Genomic DNA, 12,878 nt, shown 5'->3' on the forward strand with positions numbered 1-12,878 from the left:
ATGGTGGGCGATGACGGGCTCGAACCGCCGACCCCCTCCGTGTAAAGGAGATGCTCTACCAACTGAGCTAATCGCCCATCTGTCACTGCTGTTTACTTTTTACTGCGCTTCATCACAACAAGGCCACCGATAAGATGGTGGGCGATGACGGGCTCGAACCGCCGACCCCCTCCGTGTAAAGGAGATGCTCTACCAACTGAGCTAATCGCCCCCGTCGTGATGGAGTCGCATTATAGGGATAGTTCAAAGTGAGTCAACGCTTTTTCCGGAGAAAATAATCGTTCGCCGCAAAAGTAATCAGGATGAAACATTTATCGCCAGCGGCGCTGCTTCTTTATGCATATCTTTGATGAATGAGCGAAAGGCGGGGGCGGAGAGCGTTGAGGAATCGACATGGAGTGGTAGAATGTTGCCCACTTTTTGGTTCTTTCCGAGCAAGCGGCGGCCCGCGTCGGCTGCATTGCGTAATAAGGCTGTGTTTCCCATGAAAATCAAAACCCGTTTTGCCCCCAGCCCGACCGGCTACCTGCATGTCGGCGGCGCCCGTACCGCCCTCTACTCCTGGCTGTTTACCCGCCACCTGGGCGGCGAGTTCGTGCTGCGTATTGAAGACACTGACCTGGAGCGCTCTACCCAGGAGGCGATTGACGCAATCATGGACGGCATGAACTGGCTGAACCTGGATTGGGATGAAGGCCCGTACTTCCAGACCAAGCGCTTCGACCGTTACAACGCGGTGATTGACGAGATGCTGGAGCAGGGCACTGCCTATAAATGTTACTGCTCGAAAGAGCGCCTGGAGGCGTTGCGTGAAACGCAGATGGCCAACGGCGAAAAACCGCGTTATGACGGCCGTTGCCGCGGCAGCCACGACCACCATGCGGCAGATGAGCCTTGCGTGGTGCGTTTTGCCAACCCGCAGGATGGTTCCGTGGTGTTTGATGACAAGATCCGTGGGCCGATTGAGTTCAGCAACCTGGAGCTGGATGACCTGATCATCCGCCGCACCGACGGCTCGCCGACCTACAACTTCTGCGTGGTGGTAGACGACTGGGACATGGAGATCACCCATGTTATCCGCGGTGAAGACCACATCAACAACACCCCGCGCCAGATTAACATCCTGAAAGCGCTGGGCGCGCCGGTACCGGAATACGCCCACGTGTCGATGATCCTGGGCGATGACGGCAAAAAACTCTCTAAACGCCACGGTGCGGTAGGGGTGATGCAATACCGTGATGACGGCTACCTGCCGGAAGCGCTGCTGAACTACCTGGTGCGCCTCGGCTGGTCCCACGGCGATCAGGAGATCTTCTCTATCGAGGAGATGAAATCCCTGTTTACCCTGGAAGCGATCAACAAATCCGCCAGTGCGTTCAACACGGAAAAACTGCAGTGGCTGAACCACCACTACATTAACCATATGCCGCCGGAGTATGTCGCAACCCACCTGCTGTGGCATGTGGAGCAGCTGGGCATCGACACCCGCAACGGCCCGCAGCTGTTTGAGATCGTGACCCTGCTGGGCGAGCGCTGCAAGACGCTGAAAGAGATGGCAGAAGCGTGCCGCTACTTCTATGAGGATTTCAGCGAGTTTGATGCCGACGCCGCGAAGAAACACCTGCGTCCGGTGGCGCGCCAGCCGCTGGAAGCGGTGAAAGCCAAACTCGCCGCGCTGACCGAGTGGACGCCGGCTACGGTGCATGACGCCATTCAGGGCACCGCAGATGAGCTGGGCGTGGGCATGGGCAAAGTCGGGATGCCGCTGCGTGTGGCCGTGACCGGGGCCGGCCAGTCGCCGGGCATGGATGTCACCGTCCATGCGATTGGTCAGCGCCGAGCGCTGGCGCGTATCGACCAGGCTCTGGCCTACATTGCGGAGCGCGAAGCGCAGCAATAAGGCACCCTCAGAAACAGCAAGGCCGGTAAGGAGACTTACCGGCCTTTTTTATGGGCGCGCGTCAGCGGTGGCCTGCGTCAGCACTTATTCTTCCGGCGGCGTGTCGTCAGGAAGATCGTCCAGCCCCAGCTTTTTCATCATCCCGGTGATGCCTTCACGCAGGATAAATTGCGTAATCAAATACTTTTCACGGCGGTTGAGGCGGCTGAAGGTCGCGATCCAGATTTCACGCGGCTGCGCAGAGGAGGTCAGGTAAGTGGCCGGTTCTTCCTGTGCGGAGCGGCTCTGGGCAAGAAAAGAGGCCACACTGGCCAATGCAAACTCATGGGCCCGGCCACCTTGTACGCCGGGGCGACGGCGTTTTTGCCAGTTCTCTTTGGCCGCCCGCTGGTTGATGCTCTGCTCGGTGTAGCCGGTCTTCTGTGCCAGCTCTTTTGGGGTGATCCATTCGTCGTTCATCATACTTCCCTGATGAGGTGAAATTAACGGTTATCGTAAGTAGATCATTTTACATGATTCACTAACGGGATTAGGGGAAGTGAAAAAAGGCGCGATCTGGATCACAAGAAAACTGCCCGCAGGCGCGGGCAGCAGAAAGGCAGGGCAGGTAATGCGGAAGGATTAACGCTGAACTTGTGGGGCTTCAGTACCCGGGCGGTAAGCCAGGAAGTAGATCAGGCCAACAAAGCCCGCGCCGCCCACGGCATTACCCAGGAACACGGCCACAAAGTTCGGCAGGTAATCTGCCCAGGTCAGCGCGCCGGCAAAAATAGCGGCCGGGATGATGAACATGTTTGCTACCACGTGCTGGAAGCCGATAGCCACGAACGCCATCACCGGGAACCACATGCCGATCACTTTGCCGCCCATCTCTTTACTGGCAAACGCCAGCCATACCGCGAGGCAGACCAGCCAGTTACAGCCGATGCCGGAGATAAAGGCGTGCAGGAAGTCTGCGTTGACCTTGGCCTGGGCGATAGAAACCGTTTTCGCCAGGAACGCGCCTTCGGTCATGCCGAGCATGTGGCCGAAGAAGAAGGCCACGGCCAGGCTGCCGAGCAGGTTGGCAATCGTCACCCAGAACCAGTTACGCAGGATAGCCAGCGCGCGGATCTGGCGGGAGAACCAGGCAATCGGCAGCGTCATCATGTTGCCGGTCAGCAGTTCGCCACCGGCAAGCACCGTCAGGATAAGCCCGACCGGGAACACCGCAGCGCCCAGCAGGCCGCCAAAGGAGCCCCATTGCGGCGGCAGCGTACCGATCACGTGCAGGTCCAGCAGGAAGCCGGTTGCAATAAAGGCGCCGGCCATAAAGCCCAGAATAAGCAGATTCAGGATGGAGGCGTGGCTTTTCGCTACACCGGCCTGAACGGCAAGTGAGGCAATTTCTTTTGGTGTGTGCAATGACATGTGTAACCCGGATGTAAAAGTTATGATAAAGGCGGGGGGCAGTCTAGTATGAGAATTATCTCAAAACAAGCCTGATTACTATACGTTCTAACATTATTTTAAACTGCCTCTAACTTCATGATCTTAATATGTTGCAATATGTGCGGTTGCCTTTTGCGCAGGTGCGAAAGGGGGGCGAACCGGCCGCGGTTACGCATCAGGGCATGAGTAAGGGAGAAGAAGGTGCCGTTGCGCGTAAGAAATCACCACCCCGGCAGGGTGTTGCCTGCTTTTTCGACGCTTGAATTAATTATGGTATTTAGCCGTTGACAGGATCTGGTGGGTTTCATATTATGCGCCCCGTCCACACGACAAGTTGTGTTGATACGGGGCTATAGCTCAGCTGGGAGAGCGCTTGCATGGCATGCAAGAGGTCGACGGTTCGATCCCGTCTAGCTCCACCAACTTTCTTCCCAGAAAGGTTGGTACAGGACGTTCACACCCGTCCTCAAAATCCTGTGTGGCCACATCTGTGGGGCTATAGCTCAGCTGGGAGAGCGCTTGCATGGCATGCAAGAGGTCGACGGTTCGATCCCGTCTAGCTCCACCAAAATTAGAAAAACCGGCTCAGGCCGGTTTTTTGCTATCTGCACTATACCAATTCTGACACCGCTTTTCCCATCAAGCGTCGTATTCATCCCCCGCGGATGGATACGCGTCTCTTTGCGCCTCTGTCACCCCGCCGGTTTGCCTTTTTGCAGGCATAAAAAAAGGCGCCGCAGCGCCTTTTAACGTGAATTACCTGCGCCTTAACCCAGCACCAGACCGGCGATAGAAGCGGAAAGCACACTCACCAGAGTAGAGCCGTAAAGCAGCTTCAGGCCGAAGCGGGAGACCACATTGCCCTGATGCTCGTTCAGGCCTTTGATCGCACCGGCCACAATCCCGATTGAGGAGAAGTTGGCAAAGGAGACCAGGAACACCGACAGGATGCCCTCAGAGCGCGGGGAGAGGGTGGCTGCAATCTTCTGCAGATCCATCATTGCCACAAACTCATTGGAAACCATCTTCGTCGCCATGATGCTGCCCACCTGCAACGCTTCGCTGGACGGCACGCCCATCACCCACGCAAACGGGTAGAAGACGTAACCCAGCAGCTCCTGGAAGCTGTGACCGAACAGGGTGCTGAACAGGGCGTTGATGGCAGAGATCAGCGCGATAAAGCCGATCAGCATCGCCGCGACAATAATTGCCACTTTAAAGCCGGCCAGAATATATTCGCCCAGCATCTCAAAGAAGCTCTGGCCTTTATGCAGCTCACCGAGCTGCAGATCCTGCTCGCCTTCTACTTTGTATGGGTTAATCAGCGAAAGCACAATAAAGGTACTGAACATGTTCAGTACCAGTGCCGCCACCACATACTTCGGCTCCAGCATGGTCATGTATGCGCCGACGATCGACATAGAAACCGTGGACATCGCCGTAGCAGCCATGGTGTACATGCGTTTTTCGGACATCTTGCCGAGAATATCTTTATAGGCAATAAAGTTCTCAGACTGGCCGAGGATCAGGGAGCTGACGGCGTTGAACGACTCCAGCTTGCCCATACCGTTGATTTTAGACAGCACGGTACCGATCCAGCGGATCACCACCGGCAACACGCGGATGTGCTGCAGGATACCGATCAGGGCAGAAATGAAGACGATAGGGCAGAGCACTTTCAGGAAGAAGAAGGCGAGGCCTTTATCCCCCATGCCACCGAAGACGAAATCGGTGCCTTGTGCGGCAAAGCCAAGCAATTTATCAAAGAAGTTAGCGAAACCCTGAATGAACCCTAAACCAATTTCTGAATTCAGGAAGAAGTAGGCGAGCAGGACTTCAAGAACGAGTAACTGTGCGATAAAACGTAAGCGGATGTTCTTGCGATCGTGGCTGACTAACATAGCCAGGATAGCGACCACAGCCAACGCTAACGCAAAGTGCAATATTCGGGACATGTGTGCTCCAAATTTGAGGCAGGCGATAATTCGGGGGACATTTTATGTAACGGCGACATTAAAAACGAGACATCCATTGCAAATATAAAAATTCATGGGCATGAAATCAATGAGTTCGCACGTTTCGTTGTGAAATATCAAGATGTTAAGAAATCCATGTGTCAGATGAATATCTATGCTAGTTTTATTAACAGCGGTAATACGCACTGAATTTTGCCGGATTGGCTGATTTTGCAACGGTAAAACCCTCAAAAAGCAGGGGACTCTGTGGCGACATACCTCCTCAGCGAGCTTTCATTTATCACTGCGGCCTATCAGAGAGATAAGCACAAGCAATAGGGATGCGCTTGATAACGATTCTCATTTACTCGATGATACCGGGTAAGCACACCATGATTAAGGGTTATACGTTATGCTGAACAGTCGCGCTGATGCTACCAGCCGCACGTCCAGAAAAATTAAACTTTCCTTAATGGGGCCGGCTTTTATCGCCGCCATCGGCTATATCGATCCGGGCAACTTTGCGACCAATATTCAGGCCGGGGCGTCGTTTGGCTATAAATTGCTCTGGGTGGTGGTGTGGGCCAACCTGATGGCGATGCTGATCCAACTGCTCTCAGCCAAACTCGGCATTGCCACCGGCAAAAACCTGGCTGAGCACATCCGCGACCGTTTCCCGCGCCCGGCCGTATGGGCTTACTGGGTGCAGGCTGAAATCATCGCCATGGCTACCGATCTGGCGGAGTTTATCGGGGCGGCGATCGGCTTCAAGCTGTTGCTGGGGGTATCGCTGTTACAGGGTGCCGTGCTTACCGGCATCGCGACCTTTATTATCCTGGCGATCCAGCGCCGCGGCCAGAAGCCGCTGGAGTGGGTGATCGGCGGGTTGCTGCTGTTTGTGGCGGCGGCTTACATTGTGGAGCTGTTCTTCTCGCAACCAAAAATGGGCGAGCTGGTAAAAGGCATGGCGCTGCCTTCTCTGCCGGGGGCGGATGCGGTCTATCTGGCGGCCGGGGTACTGGGCGCGACCATTATGCCGCACGTCATTTACCTGCACTCTTCGCTGACCCAGCGCTCCGGTTCCAGCACCAAGGCTGACCGTTACTCCTCCACCAAACTGGATGTGGCGATTGCCATGACCATTGCCGGTTTTGTCAATCTGGCGATGATGGCGACCGCTGCCGCGGCGTTCCACTTCAGCGGGCACAGCGGCATCAGTGAACTCGACCAGGCCTACCTGACGCTGGAGCCGCTGCTCGGCCATGCGGCCGCGACCATCTTCGGCCTGAGCCTGGTGGCGGCCGGCCTCTCCTCGACGGTCGTCGGCACGCTGGCAGGGCAGGTGGTCATGCAGGGCTTCGTGCGCTTCTATATTCCTTTATGGGTGCGCCGGGTGGTCACCATGCTTCCTTCCTTTATTGTGATCATGCTCGGGATGGATGCCACCAAAATTCTGGTGATGAGCCAGGTGCTGCTGAGTTTCGGTATTGCGCTGGCGCTGCTGCCGCTGCTCTCCTTTACCGGCAACCGGGAGTTGATGGGTGAGATGACCAACACCCCGCTGATGCAAAACCTGGGGCGGATCATTGTGCTGGTGGTGATTGGCCTGAACGGCTACCTGCTGGTCAGTATGATTATGTAGGGTGTCGCTGAAAAAAGAGAGGCAGGCCAATGGCCTGCCTTTTTTATTGCTGTGTGTTCTTATTATTTACCGGCTGTCAGTGGCGTCCGCCGTGGTGGTTATCACGGCCGCGCTCATAACCACGTTCGTAACCCCGCTCAAACCCGCGCTCATAACCCCGGCGGCGGTCATGCCCATAGGCATGGCCATGCGGTGGGCCATAAAAACGCGGGCCGCCGTGGAAGCGGTGCGGCGGGCGGTGGTGGCGTTCCCACCAGCCGCGGTCACGCCAGCGGCCGCCATCCCAGTAGTTACCGTGACGGTCGCGGTCGCCGATGGACAGCGAAAAGCCCGGCATCCGCAGACTCAGGTTATCCGCCTTGGCAGGCAGTACCGCGGGTAACAAGGTAACGAAAAGTGCGCTCAGCAAAAGTGTTTTTAGTTTAACCATTCTTATTATCCTCCAGACCACCTCGGTGGGTGCCATAGATATACGACCAATTAACGTCAGGCACTATCGGATAACAGGTCGTTTTAAATCATTTACCCGTCTTAACAGTTTACTGACAAAGGGCGTCAAAATGGAGTAATTGTGGAGAAAAAGCAACACCAGAAGGCAGGAGGGGGAGCGCCCGCCGGTCAGGAAACACGGCGGGCAGGGTAAGCGGTTACATCAAAATTTTTTCAATATCATCCAGTTCCTGCTGGGTGAAGCTGCGGTTCTGCAACATGCCGACTGCATCATCAATCTGGCTGGTTTTACTGGCACCAATCAATACCGAGGTCACGCGGTCGCCGCGCAGCACCCAGGCCAGCGCCATCTGCGAGAGTTTCTGCCCACGTTGCTGGGCCAGCGCATTCAGTGCCCGCACCCGTGCCAGTTTCTCTTCTGTGAGCTGTTCCGGGTTAAGGAAACGGCTGCCGCTGGCGGCCCGCGAATCCTCCGGGATGCCGTTGAGGTAGCGGTCGGTCAGCTGGCCGCCGGCCAGCGGCGAAAACGCAATCGATCCCACCCCATGCTCGGCCAGCGTATCCAGCAGCTGGTCTTCAATGCCGCGTTCATACATCGAGTATTTCGGCTGGTGGATCAGGCAGGGCGTGCCGAGCTGTTTCAGGATCTCAAACGCCTGGCGCGCGCGTTCCGCCGGGTAGTTTGACAGGCCGATATAGAGCGCCTTGCCCTGACGGACCAGCAGATCCAGCGCGGCCATGGTCTCTTCCAGCGGCGTATCAGGATCGGGCCGGTGGTGGTAGAAGATGTCCACATACTCCAGCCCCATGCGGCGCAGGCTCTGGTCAAGGCTGGAGACCAGGTACTTTTTCGATCCCCAGTCACCATAAGGCCCCCCCCACATGGTGTAGCCAGCTTTGGAAGAGATGATCAGCTCATCGCGGTAGGGCAGGAAATCCTCTTTCAGGATGCGGCCGAAATTCAGCTCGGCGGAGCCGGGCGGTGGGCCGTAATTATTGGCGAGATCAAAGTGCGTGATGCCGAGGTCAAAGGCGCGGCGCAGCAGCTGGCGGCTATTTTCCAGCAGCGTGGTGTCGCCGAAATTGTGCCACAGGCCGAGGGAGACGGCGGGCAGCTTCAGGCCGCTGCGGCCGCAACGGCGGTACTCCATGCTTTCATAACGTGCCGGGCTGGCGTGGTACACCATAGAAAATTCCCTTATCAGTGAGCGAAAAGTTGCACTGTAGTGTAGACGGTTACACACCCCCCTGCCGTTGGCAGGATCACAACTTCCCGAGCCTTATCAATTCCTCCGGCAATACGCAGACCCGCTTCTGTCACAGTCAGCATTTTTATGGCAGCGGGGCGCGCAGTGTGCAGCGCTGTAACGCCCGCTTGCCAATCCCCACAGCAGAGAAGATTCGCCGCATGCAGTGCGTCAGCAATACTTAATGCTGGATACCTATCAAAAGGCAGGGGGAGTGATGAGCGAAAAGGTTACCGTTGGTGATTATCTTCTGGACCGGCTGGCAGAGGCAGGCATTGAGCACCTGTTTGGCGTGCCGGGCGACTATAACCTGCAATTTCTCGATCATGTGATCGATCACCCGCAAATCGCCTGGGTCGGCTGCGCCAATGAACTGAATGCGGCCTATGCGGCGGACGGTTACGCACGCTGCCGCCGCGCCGGGGCGCTGCTGACCACCTTTGGCGTAGGGGAACTCAGTGCCATCAACGGGACTGCCGGCAGTTACGCCGAGTACGTGCCGGTGATCCATGTGGTCGGTGCGCCGCCGCTCAGCTCACAACAACGCGGCGAATGGCTGCACCACTCCCTGGGCGACGGCGATTTCGGCCACTTTGCCCGCATGGCGCAGGAGGTCACGGTCGCACAGGCGCACCTGACGGTGGAAAACGCCCCGGCGGAGATTGACCGGGTCATCAGCACCGTATTGCATGAGCGCCGCCCCGGCTACCTGCTGCTGCCCAGTGATGTGGCCGCCGCCCCGCTGGCGGCCCGGCCATTGCCGCTGGCACCGCGTCAGGCTGCGTGTTCGCCGCAGGCGGTGGCGGCCTTTGCGGCCGCCGCAGATGCGCTGCTGAGCCGGGCGGGCAGCGTCGCGGTGCTGGCGGATTTCCTCGCCGATCGTTTTGGCGTGGGCGAGGCGCTGAATCAGTGGCTGGCCGGGTGCGGGCTGCCACACAGCACGCTGCTGCTCGGCAAAAGCGTGCTGAATGAGCAGAACCCCGGCTTTATCGGCACCTATGCCGGGGCCGCCAGTGATGAGCAGGTACGCCGTACGCTGGAGGGCGCAGACGTGGTCATTACCATCGGGGTAAAATTTACCGACACCATTACTGCCGGTTTCAGCCACCAGCTGCCGCCGGAAAAGACCCTCGCGCTGCACCCGTTCGACGCGCAAGCCGGCACACAGCGTTTCAGCCAGGTGCCGATGGCCGGGGCGCTGGCCGCCTTGCAGCAGGTGGTGGCAGCGCATCTGCCGCGCTGGCGTTGCGGCCCGGTAACCCCACCCTTGCTGCCGCCTTCTGATTCCGGCAGGCTCGATCAACCGGCCTTCTGGCAGGCGATGCAGGCTTTCCTGCGGCCGGGCGACATCCTGCTGGCGGAGCAGGGCACCGCCTGCTTCGGCGCGGCGGCACTTACCCTGCCGGAAGGGTGCCGCATGCTGGTGCAGCCGCTGTGGGGGTCGATAGGCTATACCCTGCCGGCCGCATTTGGCGCGCAGATTGCGCAACAGGATCGCCGGGTGGTGTTACTGATCGGTGACGGATCGGCGCAGCTGACCATTCAGGAGTTGGGATCGATGATCCGCGATGGGCTTAAGCCGCTGATCTTCATCCTTAATAATCAGGGGTACACCGTCGAGCGGGCGATTCACGGCCCGCGCCAGCGCTATAACGACATCGCCCAATGGTACTGGACGCAGCTGCCTCAGGCGCTGGGCTGCGGTGACGATCAGGTGCTGGCGCTGCGGGCCGCCGATCCGGTGCAACTGCACGCCGCGCTGGATCAGGTCGCCGATGCCGGAAAGCTGGCGCTGGTGGAGGTCATGTTGCCGAAAATGGATCTCCCTGACCTGTTGCAGGCCGTAACGCAGGCAATTGAGCAGCGCAACGCCGGCAAAAGCGCGTCGTCAGCATAACAGGGTATACGGCCCGGCGGTGACGGTGGTTTGCACGCCGCCGGGCCAACAACGGCTGATGATTCCTTACCACGTAGTTACAACATACTTTTAAGGCCAGCTCTCCGGCGGCCACATCAGCATTGCCGGGCTATCCGCACCAGGCGCATATGGCCGGGCAGAAAAGGCCTGTGTTCAGCAGAAGGCTCCCCCGCCGGCAGCAACACATTGGCGGGGGTTAAGACACCGCCGCCGTCTTCTATGGAATGCATTACGCAAAACCGGGGAATGCGGCTCGTCGCCTCCCTCAATCTGCGTTAAGGTCATGGCAGACCACCCGCAGAGGAAATGCTGATGAAAACATTGGGCCTGATTGGCGGCATGAGCTGGGAATCCACCGTGCCTTATTACCGCATGATCAATGAAGAGGTGAAGCAGCAACTGGGGGGCCTGCACTCCGCCCGGTTACTGCTCTACAGCGTGGATTTTGCGCAGGTTGAGCAGCTTCAGAGGCAGGGCGAATGGCAACAGGCGGGGCAGATGCTGGGGGAGGCCGCGGCGGCACTGCGGCGCGCCGGGGCGGAGGTCATCGTGCTCTGTACCAATACCATGCACAAGGTCGCGGCTGACATTGAGCGCATCGGCGGCCTGCCGCTGCTGCATATCGCCGATGCCACCGCCCAGGCGGTGCAGCAGCAGGGCATCCGCCGGGTGGCGCTGCTCGGCACCCGCTTTACCATGGAGCAGGATTTCTACAAAGGGCGGCTGGCAACGCAGTTTGGCCTGGAGGTGATCGTGCCGGACGACGCTGACCGCGACACCGTGCACCGCATCATCTATGACGAACTCTGCCTCGGCATTCTGCGCGAGCCGTCACGCGCCGCCTACCGCCGCATTATCCGCACGCTGGAAGCGCAGGGGGCGGGCGGTATCATCCTTGGCTGTACCGAAATCGCGCTGCTGGTGGGTGCGCAGGATGCGCAGGTACCGATGTTCGACACTGCCGCCCTGCACGCCGTGGCCGCTGCCCGCTTCGCGCTGGCGTAAACGCCGGGGCCTGCTGACGCAGATGCCGGGCCGGAAAAGGATGTCGTAAATTCCTAATTATCGCTGCAATCGCCACAAGCCTGATCCATTGTCACCGAAGCAGTATAGGATAGGCGGTCAACGGGCTGGGGCTGCCCCTGCGTGAGTGGATTACCCGGAAAAAAACCGGGCAGTGAACCGGTGACGTGGTGAGATTTTCACCGGTAAACGAAAGTAGAAACTTATTTATGTGATCAAGATCACTAAAAAGCCGGAGGCTGACCGCCCGGCATTGTTGTTTTGCAGGGGTAAATTTACAGTGTGCGCAGCTAATAACATTCCTTTTCGTGGAGAAGCATCCTCAATGAACAAATATTCCCTGGTGGGCGATGTGGGAGGCACCAATGCCCGCCTTGCGCTATGCGCACTGGACACGGGCGAGATCTCACAGGCCAAGACCTTCTCCGGCCTGGAGTTTGAGAGCCTGGAGGCAGTGGTCCGCCACTATCTGGCGGAACACCCAGAAGCCGTGGTAGAGGATGGCTGCATCGCCATCGCCTGCCCGATTACCGGCGACTGGGTCGCGATGACCAACCACACCTGGGCATTCTCCATTGCTGAGATGAAACAGAACCTGGGGTTCAGCCACCTTGAGATCATCAACGACTTCACCGCGGTGTCGATGGCAATCCCGATGCTGGGCGAGCAGGATGTGTTGCAGTTCGGCGGCAAAAAAGCGCAGCCGGGCAAACCGATCGCCATCTACGGTGCCGGCACCGGGCTGGGCGTGGCCCATCTGGTGCATGCCGGTAACCGCTGGCTGAGCCTGCCGGGCGAAGGCGGCCATGTCGATTTCGCGCCGAACAGCGTTGAAGAGGACATCATCCTCGAGCAGCTGCGCACCGAGCTGGGCCACGTCTCCGCCGAGCGCGTGCTTTCCGGGCCGGGGCTGGTGAACCTCTACCGGGCGATTGTCAAAGCGGATGAGCGCCTGCCGGAGAACCTGCAACCCAAAGACGTCACCGAGCGCGCGCTGGAAGACAGCTGCATCGACTGCCGCCGCGCCCTGTCGCTGTTCTGCGTGATCATGGGCCGGTTCGGCGGCAACCTGGCGCTGAACCTCGGCACCTTTGGCGGCGTCTACATCGCGGGCGGCATTGTGCCGCGCTTCCTGGAGTTCTTTAAGGCGTCCGGCTTCCGCGCGGCGTTTGAAGACAAAGGCCGCTTCAAAGACTACCTGGTGGACATCCCGGTTTATATGATCACCCATGAGCAGCCGGGCCTGCTGGGTGCCGGTGCCCACCTGCGCCAGTCGCTGGGCGTGACCTTATAAGCCCACGCCGCCCATAAA

Annotated in this window: 10 protein-coding genes and 4 tRNA genes; 7 read left to right on the forward strand and 7 right to left on the reverse strand. The window is 58.4% G+C overall.

Features of this window, described 5'->3' with window-relative positions:
* Position 1 precedes the first annotated feature (1 nt).
* Together CYR32_RS11925 and CYR32_RS11930 are read right to left on the reverse strand one after the other, a co-directional pair.
* Positions 2-77, reverse strand: a tRNA-Val gene (locus tag CYR32_RS11925).
* A gap of 58 nt (positions 78-135) precedes the next feature.
* A tRNA-Val gene (locus CYR32_RS11930) sits at positions 136-211 on the reverse strand.
* Positions 212-484: 273 nt separating this feature from the next.
* On the opposite strand from CYR32_RS11930, the gene gltX reads away from it, so the two are divergent.
* Complete coding sequence (gene gltX / locus CYR32_RS11935) at positions 485-1,900, forward strand: glutamate--tRNA ligase (protein WP_101824620.1); 1,416 nt, start codon at positions 485-487, stop codon at positions 1,898-1,900.
* An 84-nt stretch (positions 1,901-1,984) separates the two neighbouring features.
* Here the strand turns inward: gltX and CYR32_RS11940 are convergent, their stop codons facing one another.
* Entirely contained in the window at positions 1,985-2,359 is a 375-nt protein-coding gene (locus tag CYR32_RS11940; protein ID WP_165698235.1) for a YfeC-like transcriptional regulator, read from the reverse strand.
* 162 nt (positions 2,360-2,521) lie between these two features.
* Complete coding sequence (locus CYR32_RS11945) at positions 2,522-3,310, reverse strand: formate/nitrite transporter family protein (protein ID WP_101824622.1); 789 nt, start codon at positions 3,308-3,310, stop codon at positions 2,522-2,524.
* A gap of 367 nt (positions 3,311-3,677) precedes the next feature.
* On the opposite strand from CYR32_RS11945, the gene CYR32_RS11950 reads away from it, so the two are divergent.
* Together CYR32_RS11950 and CYR32_RS11955 are read left to right on the forward strand one after the other, a co-directional pair.
* Positions 3,678-3,753: transfer RNA gene (locus CYR32_RS11950), tRNA-Ala, on the forward strand.
* Positions 3,754-3,823: 70 nt separating this feature from the next.
* Positions 3,824-3,899, forward strand: a tRNA-Ala gene (locus tag CYR32_RS11955).
* 199 nt (positions 3,900-4,098) lie between these two features.
* On the opposite strand, the gene CYR32_RS11960 is transcribed toward CYR32_RS11955, so the two are convergent.
* Positions 4,099-5,286: a NupC/NupG family nucleoside CNT transporter gene (locus CYR32_RS11960; RefSeq protein WP_101824623.1), complete on the reverse strand. Its 1,188-nt coding sequence runs from the start codon at positions 5,284-5,286 to the stop codon at positions 4,099-4,101.
* A gap of 412 nt (positions 5,287-5,698) precedes the next feature.
* Here CYR32_RS11960 and CYR32_RS11965 point away from each other — a divergent pair, with 412 nt between their 5' ends.
* Entirely contained in the window at positions 5,699-6,928 is a 1,230-nt protein-coding gene (locus tag CYR32_RS11965) for an Nramp family divalent metal transporter (protein WP_101824624.1), read from the forward strand.
* 76 nt (positions 6,929-7,004) lie between these two features.
* On the opposite strand, the gene CYR32_RS11970 is transcribed toward CYR32_RS11965, so the two are convergent.
* Together CYR32_RS11970 and mgrA are read right to left on the reverse strand one after the other, a co-directional pair.
* On the reverse strand, positions 7,005-7,358 hold the full coding sequence (locus CYR32_RS11970) for a DUF2502 domain-containing protein (protein ID WP_101824626.1): 354 nt from the start codon (positions 7,356-7,358) through the stop codon (positions 7,005-7,007).
* 217 nt (positions 7,359-7,575) lie between these two features.
* Positions 7,576-8,565, reverse strand: coding sequence for an L-glyceraldehyde 3-phosphate reductase (mgrA, locus tag CYR32_RS11975; RefSeq protein WP_101824628.1), 990 nt, complete (start codon positions 8,563-8,565; stop codon positions 7,576-7,578).
* Positions 8,566-8,842: 277 nt separating this feature from the next.
* On the opposite strand from mgrA, the gene CYR32_RS11980 reads away from it, so the two are divergent.
* The 3 genes from CYR32_RS11980 to glk all read left to right on the forward strand — a co-directional run bounded on the left by CYR32_RS11980 (position 8,843) and on the right by glk (position 12,860).
* Positions 8,843-10,522 carry an alpha-keto acid decarboxylase family protein gene (locus tag CYR32_RS11980; RefSeq protein WP_101824630.1) on the forward strand — a complete coding sequence of 560 codons (1,680 nt, stop codon included), beginning with the start codon at positions 8,843-8,845 and terminating at the stop codon, positions 10,520-10,522.
* A gap of 333 nt (positions 10,523-10,855) precedes the next feature.
* Complete coding sequence (locus tag CYR32_RS11985; protein ID WP_101824827.1) at positions 10,856-11,548, forward strand: aspartate/glutamate racemase family protein; 693 nt, start codon at positions 10,856-10,858, stop codon at positions 11,546-11,548.
* A gap of 343 nt (positions 11,549-11,891) precedes the next feature.
* On the forward strand, positions 11,892-12,860 hold the full coding sequence (gene glk, locus CYR32_RS11990) for a glucokinase (protein WP_101824632.1): 969 nt from the start codon (positions 11,892-11,894) through the stop codon (positions 12,858-12,860).
* The last annotated feature ends 18 nt before the right edge of the window (positions 12,861-12,878 follow it).

Origin of the sequence: Chimaeribacter coloradensis (assembly GCF_002858715.1) — a bacterium.
GTDB lineage: Bacteria > Pseudomonadota > Gammaproteobacteria > Enterobacterales > Enterobacteriaceae > Chimaeribacter > Chimaeribacter coloradensis.

Bases quoted from the DNA above. Each gene is read 5' to 3' on its own strand.
- CYR32_RS11970 (WP_101824626.1), bottom strand. From the start codon at position 7,358: ATGGTTAAACTAAAAACACTTTTGCTGAGCGCACTTTTCGTTACCTTG.
- gltX (WP_101824620.1), top strand. From the start codon at position 485: ATGAAAATCAAAACCCGTTTTGCCCCCAGCCCGACCGGCTACCTGCAT.
- CYR32_RS11960 (WP_101824623.1), bottom strand. From the start codon at position 5,286: ATGTCCCGAATATTGCACTTTGCGTTAGCGTTGGCTGTGGTCGCTATC.
- CYR32_RS11985 (WP_101824827.1), top strand. From the start codon at position 10,856: ATGAAAACATTGGGCCTGATTGGCGGCATGAGCTGGGAATCCACCGTG.
- CYR32_RS11945 (WP_101824622.1), bottom strand. From the start codon at position 3,310: ATGTCATTGCACACACCAAAAGAAATTGCCTCACTTGCCGTTCAGGCC.
- glk (WP_101824632.1), top strand. From the start codon at position 11,892: ATGAACAAATATTCCCTGGTGGGCGATGTGGGAGGCACCAATGCCCGC.
- CYR32_RS11980 (WP_101824630.1), top strand. From the start codon at position 8,843: ATGAGCGAAAAGGTTACCGTTGGTGATTATCTTCTGGACCGGCTGGCA.
- mgrA (WP_101824628.1), bottom strand. From the start codon at position 8,565: ATGGTGTACCACGCCAGCCCGGCACGTTATGAAAGCATGGAGTACCGC.
- CYR32_RS11965 (WP_101824624.1), top strand. From the start codon at position 5,699: ATGCTGAACAGTCGCGCTGATGCTACCAGCCGCACGTCCAGAAAAATT.
- CYR32_RS11940 (WP_165698235.1), bottom strand. From the start codon at position 2,359: ATGAACGACGAATGGATCACCCCAAAAGAGCTGGCACAGAAGACCGGC.